At 69.7% G+C, this 22768-nt stretch carries 24 protein-coding genes; 11 read left to right on the forward strand and 13 right to left on the reverse strand.

The window, feature by feature from the left end; all coding sequences use genetic code 11:
* Nucleotides 1-283: 283 nt before the first annotated feature.
* Nucleotides 284-862: a universal stress protein gene (locus DJ73_RS00745; RefSeq protein WP_094526092.1), complete on the forward strand. Its 579-nt coding sequence runs from the start codon at nucleotides 284-286 to the stop codon at nucleotides 860-862.
* 102 nt (nucleotides 863-964) lie between these two features.
* Nucleotides 965-2002 (forward strand): NAD(P)/FAD-dependent oxidoreductase, encoded by a 1038-nt coding sequence (locus DJ73_RS00750; RefSeq protein ID WP_094526093.1) that lies wholly within the window; start codon nucleotides 965-967, stop codon nucleotides 2000-2002.
* 51 nt (nucleotides 2003-2053) lie between these two features.
* Here DJ73_RS00750 and DJ73_RS00755 read toward each other — a convergent pair whose 3' ends face one another.
* Nucleotides 2054-2323: a hypothetical protein gene (locus DJ73_RS00755; protein WP_176451049.1), complete on the reverse strand. Its 270-nt coding sequence runs from the start codon at nucleotides 2321-2323 to the stop codon at nucleotides 2054-2056.
* Between the two features lie 263 nt (nucleotides 2324-2586).
* Here DJ73_RS00755 and DJ73_RS00760 point away from each other — a divergent pair, with 263 nt between their 5' ends.
* The 5 genes from DJ73_RS00760 (at nucleotide 2587) to DJ73_RS00780 (ending at nucleotide 5768) form a co-directional block, all read left to right on the forward strand.
* Nucleotides 2587-2991: an abortive infection protein gene (locus DJ73_RS00760; RefSeq protein ID WP_094523926.1), complete on the forward strand. Its 405-nt coding sequence runs from the start codon at nucleotides 2587-2589 to the stop codon at nucleotides 2989-2991.
* 130 nt (nucleotides 2992-3121) lie between these two features.
* Entirely contained in the window at nucleotides 3122-3424 is a 303-nt protein-coding gene (locus DJ73_RS00765; RefSeq protein ID WP_094523925.1) for a hypothetical protein, read from the forward strand.
* A gap of 72 nt (nucleotides 3425-3496) precedes the next feature.
* Complete coding sequence (locus tag DJ73_RS00770; protein ID WP_094557064.1) at nucleotides 3497-4417, forward strand: DNA adenine methylase; 921 nt, start codon at nucleotides 3497-3499, stop codon at nucleotides 4415-4417.
* Between the two features lie 86 nt (nucleotides 4418-4503).
* Nucleotides 4504-4953 carry a universal stress protein gene (locus DJ73_RS00775; protein WP_094526095.1) on the forward strand — a complete coding sequence of 150 codons (450 nt, stop codon included), beginning with the start codon at nucleotides 4504-4506 and terminating at the stop codon, nucleotides 4951-4953.
* Nucleotides 4953-5768 carry a DUF63 family protein gene (locus DJ73_RS00780; RefSeq protein WP_094557065.1) on the forward strand — a complete coding sequence of 272 codons (816 nt, stop codon included), beginning with the start codon at nucleotides 4953-4955 and terminating at the stop codon, nucleotides 5766-5768. The genes DJ73_RS00775 and DJ73_RS00780 overlap by 1 nt, the downstream gene beginning before the upstream one ends.
* 413 nt (nucleotides 5769-6181) lie before the next feature.
* Here DJ73_RS00780 and DJ73_RS19535 read toward each other — a convergent pair whose 3' ends face one another.
* The 6 genes from DJ73_RS19535 to DJ73_RS00805 all read right to left on the reverse strand — a co-directional run bounded on the left by DJ73_RS19535 (nucleotide 6182) and on the right by DJ73_RS00805 (nucleotide 11016).
* Nucleotides 6182-6736, reverse strand: coding sequence for a hypothetical protein (locus DJ73_RS19535; RefSeq protein ID WP_141212881.1), 555 nt, complete (start codon nucleotides 6734-6736; stop codon nucleotides 6182-6184).
* A gap of 423 nt (nucleotides 6737-7159) precedes the next feature.
* Nucleotides 7160-7642, reverse strand: a complete 483-nt coding sequence (locus tag DJ73_RS00785; protein ID WP_094557066.1) for a DUF456 domain-containing protein — start codon at nucleotides 7640-7642, stop codon at nucleotides 7160-7162.
* A gap of 66 nt (nucleotides 7643-7708) precedes the next feature.
* Complete coding sequence (locus tag DJ73_RS00790) at nucleotides 7709-8290, reverse strand: DUF2150 family protein (protein ID WP_094526098.1); 582 nt, start codon at nucleotides 8288-8290, stop codon at nucleotides 7709-7711.
* Between the two features lie 176 nt (nucleotides 8291-8466).
* Nucleotides 8467-9627 (reverse strand): SDR family oxidoreductase, encoded by a 1161-nt coding sequence (locus tag DJ73_RS00795; protein ID WP_094557067.1) that lies wholly within the window; start codon nucleotides 9625-9627, stop codon nucleotides 8467-8469.
* Nucleotides 9624-10484 carry a TatD family hydrolase gene (locus DJ73_RS00800; protein ID WP_094557068.1) on the reverse strand — a complete coding sequence of 287 codons (861 nt, stop codon included), beginning with the start codon at nucleotides 10482-10484 and terminating at the stop codon, nucleotides 9624-9626. Before DJ73_RS00800 ends, DJ73_RS00795 begins: the two co-directional genes overlap by 4 nt.
* Before the next feature lie 76 nt (nucleotides 10485-10560).
* A complete protein-coding gene (locus tag DJ73_RS00805; RefSeq protein WP_094522066.1) occupies nucleotides 10561-11016 on the reverse strand; it encodes a YbhB/YbcL family Raf kinase inhibitor-like protein in 456 nt (151 codons plus the stop codon).
* A gap of 137 nt (nucleotides 11017-11153) precedes the next feature.
* Between DJ73_RS00805 and DJ73_RS00810 the strand changes: the two genes are divergently transcribed.
* Nucleotides 11154-11672: a hypothetical protein gene (locus DJ73_RS00810; RefSeq protein WP_094526100.1), complete on the forward strand. Its 519-nt coding sequence runs from the start codon at nucleotides 11154-11156 to the stop codon at nucleotides 11670-11672.
* Nucleotides 11673-11773: 101 nt separating this feature from the next.
* Here DJ73_RS00810 and DJ73_RS00815 read toward each other — a convergent pair whose 3' ends face one another.
* A complete protein-coding gene (locus DJ73_RS00815) occupies nucleotides 11774-12829 on the reverse strand; it encodes a succinylglutamate desuccinylase/aspartoacylase family protein (protein ID WP_094557069.1) in 1056 nt (351 codons plus the stop codon).
* 73 nt (nucleotides 12830-12902) lie between these two features.
* Nucleotides 12903-14171, reverse strand: coding sequence for a hypothetical protein (locus DJ73_RS00820; RefSeq protein WP_094557070.1), 1269 nt, complete (start codon nucleotides 14169-14171; stop codon nucleotides 12903-12905).
* A 120-nt stretch (nucleotides 14172-14291) separates the two neighbouring features.
* Between DJ73_RS00820 and DJ73_RS00825 the strand changes: the two genes are divergently transcribed.
* The gene (locus DJ73_RS00825) at nucleotides 14292-15647 is read left to right on the forward strand and encodes a RimK/LysX family protein (protein ID WP_176451048.1); all 1356 of its coding nucleotides are present in this window, start codon (nucleotides 14292-14294) and stop codon (nucleotides 15645-15647) included.
* Nucleotides 15648-15993: 346 nt separating this feature from the next.
* Here the strand turns inward: DJ73_RS00825 and DJ73_RS00830 are convergent, their stop codons facing one another.
* Nucleotides 15994-16590 carry a DNA-3-methyladenine glycosylase gene (locus DJ73_RS00830; RefSeq protein WP_094522070.1) on the reverse strand — a complete coding sequence of 199 codons (597 nt, stop codon included), beginning with the start codon at nucleotides 16588-16590 and terminating at the stop codon, nucleotides 15994-15996.
* Nucleotides 16591-16754: 164 nt separating this feature from the next.
* On the opposite strand from DJ73_RS00830, the gene DJ73_RS00835 reads away from it, so the two are divergent.
* Entirely contained in the window at nucleotides 16755-18746 is a 1992-nt protein-coding gene (locus tag DJ73_RS00835; protein WP_094557071.1) for a 3-hydroxyacyl-CoA dehydrogenase/enoyl-CoA hydratase family protein, read from the forward strand.
* A gap of 17 nt (nucleotides 18747-18763) precedes the next feature.
* Here DJ73_RS00835 and DJ73_RS00840 read toward each other — a convergent pair whose 3' ends face one another.
* From DJ73_RS00840 to asd, 3 genes are all read right to left on the reverse strand, one after another.
* Nucleotides 18764-19390, reverse strand: a complete 627-nt coding sequence (locus DJ73_RS00840) for a class I SAM-dependent methyltransferase (RefSeq protein ID WP_094522072.1) — start codon at nucleotides 19388-19390, stop codon at nucleotides 18764-18766.
* A 78-nt stretch (nucleotides 19391-19468) separates the two neighbouring features.
* Nucleotides 19469-19681 carry a hypothetical protein gene (locus tag DJ73_RS00845; RefSeq protein WP_094522073.1) on the reverse strand — a complete coding sequence of 71 codons (213 nt, stop codon included), beginning with the start codon at nucleotides 19679-19681 and terminating at the stop codon, nucleotides 19469-19471.
* Nucleotides 19682-19737: 56 nt separating this feature from the next.
* Nucleotides 19738-20784: an aspartate-semialdehyde dehydrogenase gene (asd, locus tag DJ73_RS00850; protein WP_094526104.1), complete on the reverse strand. Its 1047-nt coding sequence runs from the start codon at nucleotides 20782-20784 to the stop codon at nucleotides 19738-19740.
* 254 nt (nucleotides 20785-21038) lie between these two features.
* Here asd and DJ73_RS00855 point away from each other — a divergent pair, with 254 nt between their 5' ends.
* The gene (locus tag DJ73_RS00855; RefSeq protein WP_094526105.1) at nucleotides 21039-22718 is read left to right on the forward strand and encodes a Na+/H+ antiporter NhaC family protein; all 1680 of its coding nucleotides are present in this window, start codon (nucleotides 21039-21041) and stop codon (nucleotides 22716-22718) included.
* Nucleotides 22719-22768: the final 50 nt, after the last annotated feature.

Genomic DNA, 22768 nt, shown 5'->3' on the forward strand with positions numbered 1-22768 from the left:
GTCGGTGCGAAGGCGTCTGGGAGCGAGGTCAGGTCCGGCGAGAAGGCGTCTGGGAGCGCGGCGGGGTCCGACGCGGTGAACCGCTTCGACTCGCCGTCGGTTACTTGGACGCACGTCGAATAAATCCGGATCGATCATCGCGAATCGGGATCAACTTTGGAGTTCGTCACCGGATAGATAATGATAATCGTCTATACTGTCGAAAATTGTTAAGAGAAGGACGCTCCAAGGTGAACACGAACACGACCGGAGCCTCCGAAAGGGCAAATCCGGCACCACCACCATGTCCGCCGACATCGACACCGCCGACATCGACACCGCCGACGTCGACGCCGCCGACCCCGCCGACATCGATTCCACCGACGTCGACGCCGCAGGCACCGCCGCTCCGACCGCCACCGACGACCCCGCCGCTCCGACCGCCGAAGGGACTGCACGGGGAGGGTCCCTCTTCGAGCGCGTGCTCGTCGTCACCGGCGACGACGAGGCCGGCCGCGCCGCGGTCGACGCGGGCCTCGACGTCGCGGCCGCGCACGGCGCGACCGTCGACGCCCTCTACGTCGTCGACACCACAGAGCACTGGGACGTGGTCGTCGAGCGCCGCGAGCGCACGGGCGAGGCGCTCGTCGAAGACGCCGCGGCCCGCGGCGAGGCGGCCGGCGTCGACGTCGAGAAGCGGTTCCGGTACGGGACGGCACACGAGGAGGTGCTCGACTTCGCCGCCGCCCACGACGCCGACCTGATCGTGGTCGGCTCCGCGCGCCGCACTGGGCTCGACCGGCTCGTCCACCCGGAGACGCTCCCCACTCGGGTCCAGCGCGGCGCCGCCGCGCCCGTGATGGTCGTCGGCGCCGACGACTGACCGCGCCCGTTCTCGCCGTTCCCCTTTTCGGCCCGATTCCCTGCGCTCCGCCCGCGGGTCCGCGAGACGACGGGTTAAGTGACCGCGTCCCCTACAACTGTTATGACTGATATCGGTATCGTCGGCGCCGGTGCGGGCGCGGCGGCCGCGGCGTTCGTCGTCGACGAAGCGGCGCCCGACGCGGACGTGACCGTGCTCGAGAAGTCCGGCGGCATCTGCGGCCGCGCGGCGACACGTCGCCACGACGACCTGACCTACGACTACGGCGCGAACTATCTGAAGTCCGACGACGAACGCGTCGTCGAACTGATGACGGAGAGGCTCGACGACGAGGGGCTCGTCGACATCACCGAGCCGGTGTACACCTTCGACGCGGACGGCGAGGTCTCGCCCGGCCGCGACGCCGACGATCACAAGTGGAGCTACCGACGCGGCCTCACCCAGATCGCCAAGCGGCTCTTCGGACGAACTGATGCGACGGTCCATCGCCGGACGCGCGTCGAGACCGTCCGACGGGCCGACGACCGCTGGGAGGTCGACGACGCCGACGGGGAGACGTGGGGCCCGTTCGACGTCCTGCTCCTCAATCCCCCGGCGCCGCAGACCGCGGAGCTGCTCCGCGACGCCGAGTGGGAGTCGCCGGTCCGCGAGGCGCTCGTCGACGCCGTGGGCGACGTGGCGTACCGGTCGGTGTGGTCCGCCGTGCTCCACTACCCGTTCGCGATCGACGTCCCCTACTACGGGCTCGTCAACACGGACAAAGAGCACCCGGTCGGCTGGATCTCACGCGAGGAGTGCAAGGCGGGGCACGTCCCGGACGGCGAGACGCTGCTGGTCGTTCAGGCGGGTCCGGAGTGGTCCGCCGAGCGCTACGACGACGACCCCGCGGCGAACGTCGCCGACCTCGCCGAGCACGCCGCCTCAGTCGTGGGCGACGAGCGGCTGGCCGACCCGGCGTGGACCGACCACCAGGGGTGGCGCTACGCGCTCCCGGAGGCGGGCGTCGACCGCGGGCCGATCGACTCCGCCCGGCGGGAGGACCTGTTCCTCCTCGGCGACTGGGTCGCCGGCGAGGGGCGGATCCACGCCGCGCTCGCGAACGGGCTGGACACGGGTGAACGCGTCGTGTACGGCCTGTAGCGTCGGCGTTCGACCGAACAGTTGGAGGGGGAAAACAGCGGGGGCGACGAGTTAGCTTCGCGTGAATCGGTACTCGACCGTGCCGAGTCCGGGGAGGCTGATCGTTCGGACGGTTCCGCGGTCGACGTGGCGGGAGAGCGAGCGCCCCAGCGCGACGAGCGCGACGACGCCGGCGAGCAGCCCCGCGGAGGCGAGCGGGTAGGAGGCCACCACCAGCGGGAGCGCGACCAGCGCCAGGAACGCGAGCGAGACGACGAGGCCCCCGTTGGGCGGGCTGTCGGATCCGGCCATCACCGCTCGCGCCGTGTATCCGCCGTTCATCGGTTGCATATCTACCCGTTGGTCGCGCGGGAGTAAAAACCTTTCATATTACGTATAGTTTCTGAGTATTGGTACCACAGACCATTCGCTCAGAGCGTTTCAAACGATTGTTAACGCCGTGTAACGAGTACCATGCCACAGTTTCGTATACCTCTATCGAAACTGGAACGTTTCCACCCGAAACGGGTCGGTCGGTGCGGCGGTGACGCTCGGTCCGCGCCCGGAACCGGAGGGTTTCTCCCGTGCGGTCCCCGCGGTTCCGTATGGTCAAATCGCCGGCCTCGCGGTCGCGCTCGAACGTCCCCTTCTGGACGACGGTCGCGGTCGCGGCGCTGTACCTGCCGGCGTCGGTCGTCGCCCGCGGGCTCACGGACCCGGAGTACGCGACCGCGGTCGGGTGGCTGCCCCGCTCGGTCGGCGCGGTCGCGGGCACGTCGCTCGGGACCCTCCTGGCGGCGGCGCTGTGGATCCCCGTCGCGGGCGGCTTCCTCTACGCGTTCGCCGCCGAACTGGCGGCGATGCGGGACCGGACCCCGTGGTCGCCGCCGGGCAAGGGGTACCTCGTCCTCGCGACCGGGTCGCTGCTGGCGCACCCGCTCACGGGGCGCCCGTTCGTGTTCCTCGTGATCGCCGGCTACACGCTACACCGGACCCTGCGGGTGCGGTAAGTCACGGGGCCGGCTCTCCACCCTCCGAGACGGGTCTCCGGCCCGGTCTCCGTCGTTCGCCTCCCTCGCCTGTCGCCCCACCGCCCGTACTTTTATTTCGCCTCGCGTTCATCTACAGATACGAACAGCGATGTCAACGACACACGATACCTCCTCTGGTCGGCCGACGGTGCTCGACGCGGCGCAGGCGCGGCGGACGATCGCCGGGCTCTTCGACGGAACTGTCGCGACGGTCGCGGACCTCCGCGTCCGCGGCCGGTCGGACGAGATCGCCGACGAGCTCGTCGAGAGCCACCTCCCAGCGTTGGAGGAGGCCGGGTACATCGAGTGGGACCGCGAGGCCGGAACGATCGCGCCGGGGCCGAACTTCGAGGAGGCCGCCGCCCACGTCGCCGACCTCCCGAACCCCGACGTCGAGCCCGCCGACGACTGAATCCGGCGGCGAGTACCCCGACGACCGAGCCCGAGACGTTTATACGCCGCCGCGGGGGAGTCTCGACATCGCATGGCCGAGCCGATCCTGAAGTGGGCCGGCGGCAAGCGCCAGCTGCTCGACGAGCTGTACGCTCGGTTCCCGGCCTCGTACGGCCGCTACCACGAGCCGTTCGTCGGCGGCGGCGCGCTCTTCTTCGACCTGGAGCCCGATGACGCGACGATTAACGACGCGAACCCGCGGCTGATCAACTTCTACGAGCGGGTGCGCGACGAACCGGAAGCGCTGATCGAGCGGCTGGAGCCGTTCGACGACCCAGAGGCCGACCCGGACCCGTCGATCCCGTTCGCAGAGGAGACTCCACGCGGTCACGACGTGGAGTGCTACTACTACCAGCAGCGAGCGCGGTTCAACCGGCGCCCCTACGAGGGGTCGTTCGACCCGCTGGAGGAGGCCGCCCTCCTGCTGTACCTCAACCGGACCTGCTACAACGGCCTTTACCGCGAGAACGCCGACGGCGGCTTCAACGTCCCGATCGGTCGGTACGCGAATCCGGACTGGGTCCAGCGGGACCGGATCCGCCGCGCGAGCGACGTGCTCGCGGACGCGACGCTCCGCAACGGCGACTTCGCCTACGTCCTCGACGTCGCCGATCCCGGCGACCTCGTCTACTTCGACCCGCCGTACGAGCCGATGAGCGCGACCGCGAGCTTCAACGAGTACAGCGCCGAGGGGTTCGACCGCGAGGACCAGCGCCGGCTTCTCGACGTCGCGAGCGAACTGGACGAGGCGGGGGTCCGGGTCGTGGTGAGCAACAGCGGCGTGATGGAGGGGCCGTACGCCGACGCGGGGTTCCGCGTCGAGCTGGAGGACGCGACCCGCGCGATCAACAGCGACGCGGACAACCGGGACGCGGTCGACGAGATCGTCGCGACGAACGTGCCCCCGGACGAGCGGCGCGAGGCGCCGCAGCGCGAGCTCTCCGGCTTCTGAGCCCCGCTCCGCCGACGCCGTCGTCGGCTCCGGCGCGCCGACCGCATGGGGCGGGCTTTTTGAACTCCCCCGACGACGTCCCGCGTATGACCGATCTCGATATCGACCTCGTCCTCGTTCCCGTCGACGGGAGCGAGGAGTCCCACGAGGCGGTCGACTACGCGATCGCGGTCGCCGCCGAGTACGGCGCGAGCGTCCACGCCCTGTACGTGTTAGACGAGGACGTGGTCCGCGCGATCGACCACGGCGTCATCGACGAGAGCGACGTCGCCGACGACACCGAGGCGTTCACGGACTCCGTCGCGCGGCGCGCGGAGTCCGCCGGGGTGCCCCACAGCAACTCCGTCGCGGCCGGCTTCTCGACGTCGGTGAAGACGGTTCACCCCGGCAGCGTCGTCCTCGACACCGCCGAGGAGCTGGAGTCCGACTTCATCGTCGTCCCGCGCGAGCCCGTCTCCGGCGACCCGGGCGAGGTGCTGGGGAAGGCCGCCGAGTACGTCCTCCTCTACGCGAGCCAGCCGGTCCTGTCCGTCTGATGGCCGGCGCGATCCCGTTCCTCCCCGCGGGCACGACCCTCCCACCGCTCCCGTACCTCGTCGCCGTCCTGCTCGCGGCCGGCGCGGTCGGCGTCGCGCTCCGGCGGCGCCCCCCGCGAGTCACCGGGCGCCACGTGCTCGCGCTCGCGCCGTGGATGGCGCTCGGCTCCGCGGCCCACGTGCTCTACGTCGTCGGCGCGCTCCCGCGCGCGCTCGCGCCGCTCGCCGGCTCCCCAACCGTCTACCTCACGGTGGGGTCGCTCGCGGGCGCGACGTGGCTCGCGCTGGCGACCGCCCAGCCCGAACGCGTCCCGACGCTCCTCGCCGCCGCGGGCGCGCTCCTCCTCGCTCCGGTCGTCGGGGCCGCGCTCGCGACCGGAGTATCCCCGGCCGGCGCGCGGTGGTCGACCGTCTCGCTGGCGGCGACCGTCCCGATCGCCGCCGCGGTCTGGGTCGGTCTGACGCGCCTGCGCCCCGAGACCGCGGTCACCGGCGCGGTCGGCGCGCTCGCGGTGTTCGGCCACGCGCTCGACGGCGTCTCGACCGCGGTGGGCACGACCCAACTCGGCTTCGGCGAACGCACGCCCGTCTCCCGGATACTTCTCGAACTCGGCGGGATCCCCCCGGTCCCGGTGCTCGGCGAGGGGTGGGTGTTCCTGCTGGTGAAGCTCGCGGTCGCGAGCGCCGTGGTCTGGCTGTTCGCGGAGTACGTTCGAGACCGCCCGTCGGAGGGATACCTCCTGCTCGGCTTCGTCGCCGCCGTCGGGCTCGGGCCGGCGGCGCACAACCTGCTGCTGTTTGCAATAGCTGGTTGACGCTGTGTAGACAAATAGTCAGTTGATTCAACCAGTCGCTTCCATTGACATCCAGTTGACGGGCGGAAACATCTGGTAATGACAGATTGACTGTTTACTTCTCGGCTATCCTCAAAGCTCAATAGTTGAGATACGATCAATCACTAGTGTCACTCCGTCTTTGTGAGATTCCAATCATCTCCGAGGGGATTTATTCGCCTCGAAAAAGAACTTCATAAAATTATCTCTGTAGCCCTCTCACTGACCACAGAATAAAGACGACTCCTTCGAACCGCTTGTCCACGTGGACAAATATAATACGCTGTAGTAGTAACAGAAGAATGCTTACTAGGCTGGCTCCGACCAAATTGTGTCGGACGCCACCTTGCACCCCATAGCGACTGGTATACTGAACTACTACCTCAATTCAGTATTCAGATTGACCGCGGAAACGGAAACAGATAGTCCTGTTCGACGAAGTGGTAGTTACTACCCTCGTGACTTCGGACAGGTGCATTCGCAACGAACTTACGAGGGGCATATCCGATGAGACGAACATCCGTCTCACTAATTCGTGATGCAAGGACGTAGTAGTCGGCTCGTAGTTGCTCGTAGGCATCCACAGTTAGCGAAGGATCAGAGCGATGCTGACCGACTGTCTTCACATCAATGCTCGCCCCACGGTGCTGGAGGTCAACGCCCCCGTCTCCACCATCAGCGTAAACTTCGAGGTTGATAGAGTCTCGGACACCGAGCGGTTTGGCGACAGCATCTTCACCGATCTTACCCTTTCGGTGGTTCTCTACAGACCCGCTTGAAGCGCCAGCGATTCGACGAGCGTACTCCTGAAGGATGAACAGGCGGTTCTGTGGAATGTGGACGACTGGATAGTCACCAATATCGAGATCTGCCGCTGAGAACAGCGGGGTAGCAGCTGGCTCTTGTGGGGGCGATACGTCGTTTGTGTCGTCGTTGTTGTCTTTGGACATAGCAGGCGCTGTCTGGTGGCCCACCAGGAGAACCGTGCTTACTAGGCTGGCTCCACAGTGGGTAGTTCGAGGTTGGTCCCGAGCTAACAACATCCTGTACCGTGTGGACGGTATTAAAAATCCCGCAACCACGGTGAAACTAATAAATTCTATCCAAGATAATCTACAAAAACCGAACTAGATTCGAAAAATTACAATTTTTAAATACTTTTATGCATGGGTGGCTGGAACTGAGGTACAAGATAATTACGTTGGTGGTTAGATGTCACAGTATGAGACTCAGCCTCGACTCTGACGGTAACTGAGTCGTATCAAAGACATATTCACATAGCCTGCTGCTGTTCGCGGTCGCGGCGTGACGGACCGGAGGCCGAGACCGCTGGGTGACGGCGCGGCGCCTCGCGACCCCGTTCCGGGCCGCTCTCAGAGGACCGAGAGCGCGAACGCCGCGGTGACGCCGGCCAGCATGACCGCCTGTACGAAGGGGCCGGCGAAGACGCCGATCACCGCGTAGGCCGACCGCCGAACGGCGACGCGGGTCTCGCCGGGGTGCTCGTAGAGGCCGTCGAGGAAGACGGTGCCGCCCAGCCCGACGACGAGGCCGATCGGGCCCATCACGAACAGCAACACGACGCCGACCGCCGTGCCGAGGGCGATGGTCCGCGTCGACGCGCCGCCGAGCCGTCCCGAGACCATCCCCGAGACGAGCTCCACCGCGGAGGCCAGGAGCGAGACGAGGACGAGCCCGAGGAGAACGCCGAGCCCCGGCTCGGCGAAGCCGGTGGTGTACGCGTAGCCGACGACGGTCAGCGCCGCGAGGACGCCGCTCGGCACGAGCGGGAGGAACGAGCTGACCGTCCAGATCACGAGCAGGACGATCGCGATCTCGGCCGCGGGGAGCGCCATACCTCGCTAACGTCGCGCGGGTTCAAAACGGTTCATCTCGGACGGGGCCGTCGTCCGCCGCCGAGCTCAGTCCTCTTCCTCGACGACTTCCGGGTCCTCGATCGCGGACTGCAGGGAGTCGAGCCCGTTGACCCACTCGGAGACGAGACCGTACTCCAGGTCCTCGACGACGTCGATGTCGAGCGTCTCGCCGTCGATGACGCGGGTGCCGGCCTGCACGACGTAGCCGAGCGCGGCGTCGAGGTCGTCCTCGGCCTCGGCCTCGGCCGCGGCGCGAACGAACTCGGTCACGTCGCCCTCGACGACGCCGCCGACGACGTACTCCTCGGCCGCGTAGAAGACGGGGACGAGCGAGGTCTGGACGCCGTCGATCAGCATCACCTTGTCCTCGTCGTCGAAGTCGACGTCGGCGAGGACGATGTCGCGCACGCCCCGGATCTCCTCGACCGCGCGGTCCTCGTCGATGCGGTCCTCGTCGAGCGCCGCGAGCACCTTCACGACGGCGATCGCCGCGTCGTCTTGGAGGTTCAACAGGAGCCGCGCAGAGTCCTCGTTCTCGGGGTCGAGGTCCTCCTCCTCCAGCCGGTCGAGCCAGTTCTGCCAGCGGTCGTCGGTATAGAACGTTTCGACGGCGTCGTCGTCGGTCATGTGCGGTACGTCGCCCGGACTACTCAAATGCCTTTCCTATCGATCGCCGCGAGAGAGGGCGTCTCACCCGCTCGGCGGCGGGATTCGGGGGATCGGCGCTCCCGTCCCGCGTTCGGGTCGCGTCCCGGCCGCGCCAGCGGCTCGCGCTCTCTGGTGCGGAGCGCTCGACGTGCCCGTCACGTCATCGGATCGTCGCCGACCGACGGGTTCTCCCGGGCGAACGCCACGAGGCGGTCGACGTACGACTCGAACGGCGGGACCGAAACTCCGGTCCCGGCCAGCGCCTCTTCGGCGTTCGGACAGCGGTAGCGGGTCGGGTGGTCGAGGTAGTCGATCGTCGCCGGCTCGACGGCGACCCCCGCGGCCGAGAGCAGGCGGGCCGCGGCCTTCGCCGCCCGCTTCGGGATCGGGACGCTCACCGTCCGGCGGTCGGCGGCGTCGCTCAGCGCCGCGACGAACGCCGGGACCGTCAGCGGGTCCGGGTCGCAGAGCTGGAACGTCTCGCCGACCGTCTCCGGTCGGGCGCTCAGCGCCGCGATCGCGTCGACGACGTAGTCGCGCGGCACGACGTTCAGTTCGGTCTCGGCCGCGCCCGGAACCGAGAACGCGACCGCGAGCCGTTTCGGCTGCGCGAAGAGCAGTCGGAGGAGGTTGTACGGCCCGTCGAGCTTGTCGGTCTCGCCGGTCTCGCTGTCGCCGACCGCTATCGCCGGGCGGTAGACGGTCGCCGGGAGCCCGTCGCCCATCCGCTCGCGCACCGCGACTTCCGCCCGGTACTTCGACGCCTCGTAGTGGTTGTTGAACGACTGGCCCTCGCGGAGGCGGTCGGCGGTGAAGACGCCGTCGTACCGGCCGCTGACGTAACACGTGCTCACGTAGTGGAGGCGGTCGACGTCGAGCCGCTCGGCCGCGTCGAGGACGCGCTCGGTCCCGCGGACGTTCACGGCCTCGGCGAGGTCGGCGTCGACGCTCAGGTCGTAGACGGCCGCGAGGTGGTACAGCTCGTCGACGCCACCCAGCAGCTCCGGGTCGTCGAGCGCCGACCCGAGCCCGAGGTTCGGCTCCGTGAGGTCGCCCTCGTAGAGGTGGACGGCCGAGGCGCGGGGGTCGCTGCCGGGCACGTCGTCGTTCCCGGGCGCGTCGCCGCCGACCGCAGCGACGATCTCCCGGGCGCGCCGCTCGGCGAGGTCGCGGTACCGCGGCTGGATCAGACAGGCGACCGGGCCGTCGCCGCGGGCGAGGACCCGCTCGAGGAGCGCCGACCCGAGGAACCCGGGGAAGCCAGTGAACAGGACTTCGGGCGGCGCGGCGCGGGCGGCCGCGGCGGCGTCGCTCACGGCGTCGGTCCCTCTAGGGTCGCCTCGGTGTCGATCCCGTACACCGCCTCGGGCGTCTCGACGTGCGCGCGGCGGACCGCCTCGTCGTACCCCTCCCCTAACATCCAGCGGACGCGGCGCGGGACGGTCTTCGGGCCCATCACCATCCCCGGCTTCTCGGGGTCGTCGACGAAGTCGGTCTCCATCAGGAACGGCTCGCCGGAGTCGGCGGCGCGCTCCAGCCGGTCCTTCTCGCTCATCACGCTCGGAGTCGGGCCCGCGAGTCGCCCTTCGGCGTAGTGTTTCACGACGTTCGTCGGGTCGAGTCCGGACTCCTCGGCGACGGCGGCCAGGTCGGTGAGGTCCTCGCTGGCCTCGGTGTGGAGCTGCACGGCGCAGTCGAGCGCGGCGCCGAGTTCGAACGCGCGGCGGGTGACCGCGTTCGAGGCGTCCCAGACCGCGTCGCTCACGTCGTAGTGCGGGCGGCCCGACTTCAGCGCGAGCGCCCGCCCGTCGGCGACGAACTCGCTCGCGACCTCCAGGCCGCCCTGCATGAGGTGGCGGGCCGCCTCGGGCGCGAAGCCGCGTTCGTCGACCAACCGGCTGATCAGGCCCGGATGGACGCCGAGGACGGGCCAGGCGCGGCCCGGGAGGACCTCGGTCGCGGCCGCGACCGCGTCGAGCGTCTCCTCGAAGACGGGCCGGAAGTCGGCCGGCTCGTCGGGCTCGACGCCGAGGTGCCACGAGGGTTTGTTCACGACGAGCAGGTGGGTGCCGCCGAGCCGGACGAAGTCCTCGACGGCGTCGATCCCGCGCCCGTGGCGCGGGTCGAGGTGGAGGTGGTTGTCCAGCACCGGCGTGTCGAGGTCCTCGGTCATGGTCGGTGGTTCGCCCGCGACGGAATATAGGACTCGGTCGCGAGGTCGCTGCGGCTCCGACGCCCGCCGTCGCCCGTCACGGCGGATACGTCCCCTCGATCCGGGCCTTGGCGACGATCCGCCCGGTCATCGCGTCGATGAGGTCCTCCCTGTCGGCGGACGGCGGGAGGCCGATCGGCTCGTCGACCGCGTAGAGCCGGAACCGGTAGGTGTGCTCGCGGTCCGGTGGATTCGGCCCGCCGTAGCCGTGCTCGCCGAAATCGTTCTGCCCCTCGGTCGCCGCCGTCGGCGACCAGCCTTCGGGGATCGCCTCGCGACCGGGGTCGATGTCCCAGACCAGCCAGTGGTCCCACACCGTTCCCGCCGGCTCCTTCGCGTCCGGGTCGTCGACGATGAGCACGAGCGCCGCCGCTTCGTCGGGGACGCCGTCTATCCGCAGCGGCGGGTTCACGTTCCGCTCCGCGTAGCCGTACTCCTCGGGGATGCGCTCGCCGTCACCGAACGCCGTACTCGATAGTCTGAGCTCGCTCATGTGATCACCCGTCCGGATCTGGTCCGGACACGTTGCGATTGTCACGTCGACGGCAAAAGCGTTCCCGCGGATCCGCCGTTCCGACGGACGGCGAGCGCGGAAACCCTCAAGCCCGGCCCGGCCGAAGGGAGTCACGAATGGTATCCCGCCTCGCGGCCGCCGGCCTCCTCGCGGTCGGCGTCCTCCTGATGGCGAACCCGCTGTACCTCCCCGTGGCCGTCGGCGAACCCGATCCGGCGTACACCCATACGGTGCAGCCGGTCCAAGGCGGGTCGTCGGTGGCCGATTCCGGGGTGGACGCCGAGGGGCTGAGCGACGGCGACGTCGTCGACTACGGCGACCTCACCCCCGAGGCCCGAGAGGCGTTCGACCGCGCTCGCGAGGCCGAGGGCGGGTTCGGCGTCGGGGAACCGGACGCCCGCGTCGACTCGCTGTCGTACCCCGCTGAGCCGACGCTCGGCGACGGGCTGGTGATCGTCGACTACCGAGGCGAGCGCTACGAGTTCTGGACGCGGACCGTCGCGCGCGAGCCGGGGGCGGTGGTCGCCCAGCGGGTCCTCCTCCAGCCGGTCGCGTTCCTCGCGGGCTTCTTCGCGGTCGTCGCCGCCGTCGCGGTCGCGTACCGCGGACGGCTCGGTGGGACAACCGTGACGTGACCGCGTCGTCAGGCGGCCCAGTCCGCTGATTCAGACGGTTCAGTCCGCCGGCTCCCTCGGCTCCGACGGTTCAGTCCGCCGGCTCCCTCGGCTCCGACGGTTCAGTCCGCCGGCTCCGACGGCTCAGACGACTCCGGCTGCCCCACCGGGGTCGGCGAGTCCCCGGTCTCGATCGCGCGGCGGACCGCCTCGTCGATCTCGACGAGGTGGCAGAGGGGGTTGCCGGGGTAGACGACGGGGTTCTCCAAGAGTCCGATGAGGAGTCCGGTGAAGGGGGCTTCGACCCCGACCGCGTCCTCCTTGAACGGGTTGGTGATCGTCGCTATCCGGTCGCCCTCGCGGACGAGCGACCCGCTCTCGAAGTGGGTGTCGACGATGCCGCCGGAGTCGGCGCGGAGCCACGTCTTCTCGCCCGCGCCGGCGACGATGGTCCGCCAGCCGGGCCACCGCACCGTGTCGGTCTCGAGCAGTCCGTACTCGGCGAAGACGGAGCGCACGCCGTCGAGGGCGTCGTCGATGAGCGGGCGCTGGAAGCGGTGGGCCTCGCCCATCTCGATCGTGATCGTGGGGATCTCGGCGGCCGTCGCCTCGCCGCGGAGGGTGCCGGTCGCCCCGTCGCTGTCGATGATCACCTTCGAGCCGAACGCCATCGCGAGGCGGTGCACGCCGGCGTCGGCCATGTCCGCGCGGACGTGGAGCATGTTGGTCCGGCCCCGCGTGGAGGTGTGGAAGTCGAGCCCGAAGTCGCAGGGCTCGATGAAGTTGGAGTATATCTGGTTCGCCATCCGCTTCGAGCTCGTCGAGCCGGGCTCGCCAGGGAACGAGCGGTTGAGGTCCCGGTCGTACACCGGGAGGTACCGCTGCTGTGCGATGAATCCGGGGACGTTGAGGACGGGGAGGCAGACGAGGGTGCCGCACAGCGACGAGAGGTCCCAGTCGTGTGCGACCTCGCGCACCACTTCGATCCCGTTGAGCTCGTCGCCGTGCGCGGCCGCCGTGAGGAACACCGTCGGCCCGTCGCGCTCGCCGTTGACGATCGTCACTGGGATCCGAACCGGGTCGCCGAGGTAGGTCTCGCTGATCCCGTAGCGGATGTTCTGCGTCTCGCCCGGCGGCACCGCGCCGCCGTTGTACGTGAACATCCGATCGTCGCTCATGTCACGAGGGAGCAGGGCGGGGGGTATATATATGACGACCCGGTCGCCCCGCGGCCGGACCGGCGGTCTCCGGTCACGGGCCCCGTCGGGTCACCCACTCGGCCCGCGACGCGTGCTCCCGCGCCCGCTCCGCGATCGCCGCCCGATCCAGCGGGCCGTCCTCGGTTATCACCCCGGTCAACAGATCCCCCGGAACGCGCTCGAAGATCGGGTTCGCGACGCCGATCGGGCGGTCGCCGTCGTACACCGTCGCCGCGTCGCCCGACTCCCGAACGACCTCGTCGGCCGTCGCGATCTTGTCGGCGGCGGCGACGACGTACACCGGGACCGCGGCCTCGGCCGCCGCCAGCGCGAGCGGGTACGACCCGACCTTGTTCGCGACGTCGCCGCCGGGCAGGACCCGGTCGGCGCCGAGCAGGACGCACCCCACCTCACTCTCACGAACGAGACCGGGGAGCGCGGCGTCGGTCGCGAGCGTGACGTCGACGCCGGCGGCGGCGAGGCCCTCCGCGGCGGCCACCCCCTCGCGGCTCGGTCGGGACTCGCCGACGACGACCGGGCGCCCGACCCGACGCAGCGTGTGCGCGACGGTTCCGGACCGCGACAGCGTCGCCGTCTTCCCGGACGCGTCCGCGAGCGCGGCCGCGGCCCGCTCTGCGGCTTCGCGGTCCGCGTCGAGCGCGTCGTCGAGCGCGTCGACGGCGCGGTCGTGGATCGCTTCGGGGGTCCGGTCCGAGCCGATCATCGCCCGGTCGACCCGGTTCCGAACGACGACCATGCTCGGGCGGGCGCGGCGGAGCACGCGAGCACGGTCCGCGATCCGCTCGACCCCGCCGTCCAGGGCGCCGAACGCGACCGCGCCGGCCGTGTCGCGGACCACCTCCAGCGCCCGGACGGAGAGCCACGCGGCGCCGTGCGTCTCGTCGGTCCGGAGCAGGTCGACGTCGGGCGCGACGCGGCGGTAGCTCTCCCACAGCCGCGGCGCCGCCTCGCGCGTGAGGAACGCCGTCGGCGACAGCCACTCGCCGTCGACGGCCATCGGGTCGGCCGCCGCGTCGTCGCCCGCGCCGCCGGCGCCCTCGAACAGGAACGGGTACACGGTCCGGTCGGTCGCCCCGTCCGAGACCGACAGCGGTTCGCCGCCGCGGACGAGTTCGAAGCCGCCGCTCGGGGCCGCCCCTCGGAGCACGCGTCGCGCGCTCTCCGCCGGGTCGGTCTCGTCCGCGCGCACCTCGCCGACGAGGGCCTCGAGCGCGTCGGCGGTCCCACCGCCGTCGGCGCGACGTGCGGTGCAGAACACCCTCGCGCGGCGTCGAGCGAACGCCCTGACGATAGCGCTCACGCGTCCGCGTTCGGTCGCCGGAGCAATAACCGTGCGCGTCCCCGGTCGATGTCTTCGCCCTGTCGCCGCCGACCCTCACCGATCGGGCGACCTTTTACCCGGGGCCACGCAGGTGTGGGCATGAGTTCGGACCCGGTCCGGGTGGGAGTGCTGTCGCTGCACAACAGCAAGGAAACGAAGGCGATCTGCAACGCGGTCGAAGACCTGGGGCACGAGCCCGTCTGGCTCCGCGAGGAAAACGCCGCGATCAGCGTCGAGGACGGCGACGTCTCGGTGGAGCCCGCCGTCGATGTCATCGCGAACCGCCTGCTGTTGTCGAACACCGACCAGCCCGCCGAACTGCTCGGGCTGGCGACGACGTTCGAGCGCATCAGGCCGATGCTGAACGAGCCGAACGCCGTGCTCGCGTCGATCCACAAGTTCGCGACGGCGGCGACGCTCGCGGACTGGAACATCCGCGTGCCCGACGCGCTGCTCGCACTCTCGAACGACCGGCTCAACGAGGGGCGCGAGCGCTTCGGCGAGGTCGGCGTCTACAAGACCGCGATCGGGACGCACGGCGGCGGCACGTGGAAGGTCGACCTCACCGAGCGGGTGAACCCGAAGGTGGGCAACCGACAGGCGTTCCTCCAGAAGCTCATCGACCGCGACGACGAGGAGCACCGCGACCTGCGCGTGTACATCGTCGGCGACGAGATCGTCGGCTCGATGTACCGCTACGCGCCCGAGGGCGACTGGCGCACCAACGTCGCGCTCGGCGGCGCGGTCGAGGACGCCACCGACGACATCCCCGAGGAGGCCGCCGAGACCGCGCTGTACGCGGCCGACGTGATGGACCTCGACTACGCCGGGGTCGACCTCGTCGAGGGGTACGACGGCTGGTACGTCCTCGAAGTGAACCCGACGGCCGGGTTCAAAGGGCTCTACGAGGCGACCGGCACGAGCCCCGCCCCCCACATCGCGCGGCTCGCTATCGAGACGGTCGGCGGCGAGGTCGACGACGACGAGGTCGAGCGCATCGCGGCCACGCTCGACGACTCGCGGCCCTCCTGCGCGCCCGCCCCGAAGCCGAGCCCGACCGAACAGCCCGACATCGGCTACATCGAGGAGGTCGTCGTCACCGGCACCTCCGGCTCCACGCAGGCGCTCGCGAAGTCCGACACGGGCGCGACCCGGACGAGCATCGACACCCAGCTCGCCGCCGAGATCGGCGCCGGCCCGATCAAGAGCATGACGCGCGTGAAGTCGGGCAGCGTGAAGGGCGGGAAGGCCCGCCCCGTCGTCGACCTCGTGATCGGTATCGGCGGGAACCAGCACACCGTCACCGCCAGCGTCGAGGACCGCGGCCACATGGAGTACCCGCTCCTCCTCGGCCGCGACATCCTCACGGACTACCGCGTCGACGTCCGACGGCGCGCCGACACCGACGAGACGGAGCGCACCGAGGCCGGCGAGATCCTCGAAGAAGAGGAGTAGACGGGTTCGCGGTCGACTATTTAAGGAATCACGGTGGCGCGCCTCCGAGCGGTCGCCACCGGCGACCGCGAGGAGACCGCGAGGGAGTCGGTCGCCGCAGGCGACCGACGAGGCTGGGGAGGCGTGAGGTGCGGGGCGGTCGCGGTCCCGCGAGCGAAGCGAGCGGGAGCACGGAAGTCGCAGCACGCGCAGCGAACGAAGTGAGCGAGCAGGACCGTCTTCCGGCGGTCGCGCGAGTCCTCACGGCTGGGGCTTTGGAAGTGTTCACCGTTACTCCGCAATCACCTATTTATAAGCGAGCGGCTGGGACGTTTGAACGATCCACCGTCGAACCGGGGGCAACAGCTCACGACTCGTACTCGGCCCAGACGTACCGCGTCCCGTAGCTCCGGTATGGGCGCCACGCCTCGGCGATCTCCCGCATTTCTCCCCGAGTCAGCTCCGCCCCATCGTTGTACACTTGTTCGATCCCCTTCCGCACCGCGAGGTCGCCGAGCGGGAGCACGTCCTCGCGTCCGAGCGCGAAGATCAGGTACATCCGCGCGGTCCACTCGCCGACGCCGCGGATCTGGGTGAGCCGGCCCACGGCCGCCTCGTCGCTCGCGTCGGCCAGCCCCTCGCGGGTCAGGTCGGGGTCGCCGTCGCGGAACGCCTCGGCCGTCGCGCGCAGGTACTCGACCTTCGTCCCGCTGAGCCCGGCCTCGCGCAGGGCGCCCTCGTCGGCCGCGAGCACGCGGTCCGGCGTCGGGTCGCCGCCGAGGACGTCCAGGAACCGCTCGCGGATGGCCGCCGCGGAGGCTGTCGAGAGCTGCTGGTTCACAATCGAGGTGCAGAGGCGCGCGAACTCGTCGGCCGCGGGCTCGATCGCGAGCCGACCGTGTCGGTCGATAAGCGCCGCCATCGTCGGGTCCTCCCGCAGGGTCGCCGCGACTCGGTCGTCCATCGGTCCGGGGTTCGGGCCGGAGCCACCCGACCGTTTCGGTCGCGGCCGCGGTTACGCTCTCGACGACCCCGTCGGCCCGCGGGTCGGACCCGATATAAACTTACCTTGGGTTTCCCGTTTGGAAGATGGAAACGTTCAACCATGACGGTTCCGACCGTTGCCGTATGCAACTGGAAGACGTCCAGCACGTGACGGTGCTCGGTGCCGGAAATATGGGCCACGGCATCGCGGAGGTCGCCGCCCTCGCCGGCTACGACGTGGCGCTGCGGGACATCGAAGAGGAGTTCGTCCAAGACGGCTACGACCAGATCGAGTGGTCGCTCGGCAAGCTCGCCGAGAAGGACCGCATCGGCGACGACGAGGCCGAGGCGGCGCTTGACCGCGTCGAGGCGTACGTCGACCTCGAGGAGTCGCTGGCCGACGCCGACGTGGTGGTCGAGGTCGTCCCCGAGAAGATGGCCATCAAGAAGGACGTGTACGACGAGGTCGTCGAGTACGCGCCCGAAGAGGCCGTCTTCGTCACCAACACCTCCAGCCTCTCGATCACCGAGCTCTCCGAGGTCACCGACCGGCCCGAGCGCTTCTGCGGGATGCACTTCTTCAACCCGCCGGTCCGGATGGACCTCGTCGAGGTCATCTCCGGGAAGCACACCTCGGAGGACACCCTCGAACTGATCGAGGGGCTCGCGGAGTCGATGGGGAAGACCCCCGTCCGCGTCCGGAAGGACAGCCCCGGCTTCATCGTCAACCGAATCCTCGTCCCGCTGATGAACGAGGCGGCGTGGATCGTCGAGTCCGGCGACGCCACGATGGAGGCGGTCGACTCCACGACGAAGTTCGACATGGGGCTCCCGATGGGCTCGTTCGAGCTCGCCGACCAGGTCGGGATCGACGTGGGGTACCACGTGCTGGATTACATGCACGAGACCCTCGGCGAGGCGTACCGCCCCTGCCCGCTGCTCGTCGAGAAGGTCGAGGCGGAGACGCTCGGGAAGAAGACCGGCTCGGGCTTCTACGACTACGAGGACGGCGAGGGCGCGCAGATCCCCTCGGACGCGATCGACGGGGACGTCCGGAAGCGGCTCCTCGCCGTGATGGCCAACGAGGTCGCCGGGCTGATCGGGAACGACGTCGCCGACGCGCCCGCCATCGACCGCGCCGTGATGCTCGGTGCCGGCTTCCCCGACGGCCCCGCGAAGCTGGCCGACGGCGAGGGGCTCGACGAGCTGGTCGACGTCCTCGACGACCTCCGCGAGGAGACCGGCGAGGCGCGCTACGAGGCGACCGACTACCTGCGCGAGGCCGCCGAGGCGGGCGGGTTCCACGGCGGGACCGACGACGGGGAAGACGCCGAGGGCGACGACGCGCTCGCGGACTACGACACGCTCAACGTCTCCGTCGAGAACCGGGTCGGTCACGTCGAGATCGACCGCCCGCACCGAATGAACACGATCAGCGGGGAGCTGCTCGACGAGTTCGCGGACGCGATCGACCGGCTCGACGAGCACGACGAGGTACGGGCGATCCTCCTCTCCGGCGCCGGCGACCGCGCCTTCTCGGCCGGCGCCGACGTCCAGAGCATGGCCGCCGGCGGCGCGGAGCCGATAAGCGCCGTCGAGCTCTCGCGGCAGGGGCAGCAGACGTTCGGGAAGCTAGAGGCGTCGGACAGCCCCGTCGTCGCCGCCATCGACGGCTACTGCCTCGGCGGCGGGATGGAGCTCGCCACCGCGGCCGACATGCGGATCGCCTCCGACCGCTCCGAGCTCGGCCAGCCCGAGCACGACCTCGGGCTCCTCCCGGGCTGGGGTGGTACGCAGCGCCTCGCCCGGATCGTCGGCGAGGGGCGCGCGAAGGAGATCATCTTCACCGCCGAGCGCTACGAGGCCGAGACGCTGGCCGACTACGGCTTCGTCAACGAGGTCGTCCCCGGCGAGGAACTCGCCGAGCGCGGGCGCGAGTTGGCCGAGTCGCTCGCCGCCGGCCCGCCGATCGCCCAGAAGTATACGAAGCGCGCGATGCACGCCGGCCGCACCGACGGCGAGGCGGGCTTGGAGGTGGAGGCGATGGGCTTCGGCCACGTGATGAACACGGACGACCTCATGGAGGGCGTCACGGCGTTCATGGGCGACGGCGAGCCGGAGTTCGAAGGGAAGTGAGGTTCCGTTCGCTCCGCCTACCTCCCCAGCTCCGCGGCGAAGAACGTCCACCGCCCCTCGTTCCCGTCGTCTAGAGAGTCGGCGGCCTCCCGCTCGGCCTCGACGGTGAAGCCCGCTTCTCGAAGGTGTTCGCGGGTCCGGGCGGCCCCGGCGATGTACCACTGCATCTCGACGCCGGTGTCGAGCCAGTCCGGGTTCGTCCCCGCCCACTCGTCCGTTCCCTCCGAGAGGAGCAGCCGTCCGCCGTCGACGAGCACGCGAGCGAACTCCTCGAGGACCCGTCGGCGCTGGTCCCGCGGGACGTGGATCAGCGAGTGGTACGCCGTCACCGCGTCGAAGGAATCGGCGCGAAAGGGGAGCGCGGCCACGTCGCCCTGCACGAGCGACGCGTCCGGAACGCTCTCGGCGGCCAACTCCAACTGCGTTCGGGAGACGTCCAGCCCGGTCGCGGTCGCAGACGCGCTCAGGTCGCGCAACACGGGTGCTCCCTGCCCGCACCCCGCGTCGAGGACGCGCGCCGACTCGGGCAGCGACCGGCGGAACCGAGCGAGGATCGCTCTCCCGCGACCCTCCCGACCGCGGTCGGCGGCGTACGTCTCCGCGAGCGCGTCGTAGCCCCGACGAACGACGTCTTTGTCCACCATGTGAGCCGAATCCGAGACGCGGCTGTTGAAGCCTTCGGTCGCCGGAGGCGACCGCCGGTCCCTCGCTTCGCCGTTCGACTACAGCGGGGTGTCGGCCGCCGAGACCACTTGTCCGCCGACGCTGACGACGAGGTACGCGACGGCCGCGACGAACAGCGCGGCGCCGAGGACGTTCGAGATTCCGGGCAGCGCGGACTCGACGAATTCGGGGAGGGTCGTCGCGCCGGACAGCGGGACGAGGAGCACGGCGACGCCCCTGCGGAGGGACCGTTCGAGGGTCGTCTCTGACATAGCGTCGGGAGCGGAACGCGGAGAAGTAAGTTTCTGACGGTCGCGGGTCGGCTCGCTTAGACGTACCCTTCCTCGACGAGCAGCTCGCCGTTCAGCAGCGAGGCGCCCGCCGCGCCGCGGATCGTGTTGTGTGCGAGGCAGTTGTACTTCGCGCCGGCGTCGGTCGACTGGACGCCGCCGGCGACGATGCCCATCCCGTCCGCGTACGTGCGGTCGAGGCGGGGCTGCGGGCGCTCCGGCTCGTCCTCGCCGAACACCTTGATGAGCTGGTCCGGGGAGCTCGGGAGCGAGCCGACGCCCTCGAACGAGCGCATCGCCTCGCGGAGGTCCGCGGCCGAGGGGTCCTCGGCGAACTCGGCGAAGACGTTCTCCAAGTGACCGTCGAGGGTGGGGATCCGGTTACAGGAGGCGGCGACGTCGGCCTCGTGGAGGTTGACCTCCGCGCCGTCGAACTCGCCGAGGAGCTTCCGCGACTCCGTCTCCATCTTGTTTTCCTCGCCGCCGATGTGCGGGATGGCGTTGTCGAGGATCTCCATCGAGGTGACGCCGGAGTAGCCCGCGCCTGAGACCGCCTGTAGCGTGGAGACGCGGACGCTCTCTAGGCCGAACCGGTCGATCGCCGCGAGGGTGGGCACCATCGTGATCGTCGAGCAGTTCGGGTTCTTCACGAGGGCGCCGTCCCAGCCCCGCTCGTCGCGCTGGACCTCGATCAGGTCGAGGTGGCCGGGGTTGATCTCCGGGATCGTGAGCGGGACGTCCGCCGCCATGCGGTCGTTCGAGGAGTTCGAGGAGACGACGTACCCCTCCTCCAGGAAGGCGGGCTCGACTTCGGCGGCGACTCCAGAGGGGAGCGAGGAGAACAGGAGGTCGACGTCGTCGTCCGCGATCCCCGCGGGCGTCGTCTCCGTCACCGTCATCTCCGCGACGCTCTCCGGGATGGGCGTGTCAACGCGCCACTTGGCGGCCTCGCGGTACGTCTTCCCGGCGCTGTCCGCGCTCGCGGTGACGGCCGCGAGGTCGAACGTCGGGTGATCGTCGAGCAACTGGATGAACCGCTGACCCACGGCGCCGGTGGCGCCGAGGATGCCGACTCGTACAGACATTGCGCGTGGGTCGGTCACAGGGACGTAAGTGCGTTCGGATACGCGCCGATTCCGCCGGCCGCGGGCGGTGACCGCCGTCGTAGCGTCGACCGAGCCGGTCGACGATCCATCGTCGAGAGCGATCACCGATCGACGAACGGTCGCTCACAGCGAATATACAGCTATGTAAATTCGCCTATGAGTTATATTTCCGGTGATACGTCAACTCTCGTGTCGGGGAGGTATTAAATACTCTCGCGTGAGTGGTGGTGGCCATGACCGACTTCGGAGCGCTGTCCGTCGCCCCGCCGTTGCTCGCGATCGTCCTCGCGGTGATCACCCGGAAGGCGGTGCTCTCGCTGTTCCTCGGCATCTGGTCCGGGGCCGTCATCGTCACCGGCGGGCTCGGGATCGTCCAGACGTTCGAGTGGATCGTCGCGGCGGTCTCCGACGAGTTTCAGGCGACGATCCTCGTGTTCACCCTGCTTCTCGGCTCCGGCGTCGCCATGGTGTGGAACCTCGGCGGCACCGCCGCGGTCCGCGACTGGGCGCTCGACCGCCTCGACTCCCAGCGACAGGCCGGGCTCGTCGCCTGGGGGCTCGGGATCGTCCTCTTCTTCGACGACTACGCGAACACCGCGATCGTGGGGTCGGCGATGAAGGACGTCTCCGACCGCCTCCGGATCTCCCGCGAGAAGCTCTCGTACATCGTCGACTCCACCGCCGCGCCGGTGGCGACGCTGGGGATCTCCTCGTGGGTCGCGTTCCAACTCTCGCTCATCGCCGAGGGGTACGACTCCGCCGGGGTCGCGGCGGCGAACCGGCCCGGCACCTTCGAGGTGTTCGTCTCCTCGATCCCGTTCAATATGTACGCCATCCTCGCGATCGTAATGGTCCTCCTGATCGTCGGCTCGGGCCGCGACTACGGCGAGATGCTCACGGCCGAACACCGGTCGTGGACCGCCGGGAAGGTGACCCGAGACGAGGCGGTGCCGATGCAGGACGTCGCCGGCGAGCTCGGCGATCCCCCGGCGTCGACGCCGCGGCTCGCCAACTTCTTCGTGCCCGTCGCGGTGCTGATCGCCGTGACGATCGGGACCGCGCTGTGGTCCGGCGAGTTCTCGCCGGTCGGCTTCGGCGGCGACCTCCTCGCCGGCGAGTTCGGCGCGGCCGGCGGGCGGCTGTGGGACGCCGCGCTCAACGCCTCCTACGAGGTCGCGCTGATGATCGGCTCGTTCGCGATGGTCGCCAGCGGGTTCGTCCTCGGACGGGCCTACGACATCTTCGGGGTCGGCGACGCGACCGAGTACACGATCGACGGGTTCGGGATCATGCTCACCGCGGCCTCCATCCTCGTGCTCGCGTGGGGGATCGGCGAGGCGATCGACGCGCTCGGCACCGGCGCCTACGTCGCGAACGTCGCCGTGGGCTCCGTCTCGGCCTCCCTCCTGCCGGCGCTCGTGTTCGTCGTCGCCGGCCTCATCGCGTTCTCGACCGGCACCTCGTGGGGGACGATGGGGATCGTCACCCCGATCGCGATCCCGATCGCGTGGGAGATCAGCGGCGGCGGCGCGGCGGGCCACACGCTCGTGGCGGCGATGGTCGGCGTCATCTTCTCGGGCGCCATCTTCGGCGACCACAGCTCGCCGATCTCCGACACGACCGTCCTCTCGGCGACGTTCACCGGCGCAGACCTGATCGACCACGTCCGCACGCAGATCTACTACGCGGTCACGGTCGCGGCCGTGGTCGTCCTCCTGCTCGTCGTCTGGGGGGTCACCCGGGTAACGCCGCTCGCCCTGCTCCCGTTCGGCGCGCTCCTGCTCGCCGGCCTCGTCTACCTGCTCTCGGAGTTCGACGCCTCCCGGCGCGGGATCGACCCGGTCTCCGTGTCGGAGCGGCAGGACGACGAGAGCGGCGCCGTGATCGTCGCCGGCACCGAGCAGGACGACTGAGCGCGCGGCGGACCTTTTAAACGCGTCCGCCGGCTACCGTCGGACGCGCG

The organism is Halorubrum sp. Ea1 (genome assembly GCF_002252965.1).
Classification (GTDB): Archaea; Halobacteriota; Halobacteria; order Halobacteriales; family Haloferacaceae; genus Halorubrum.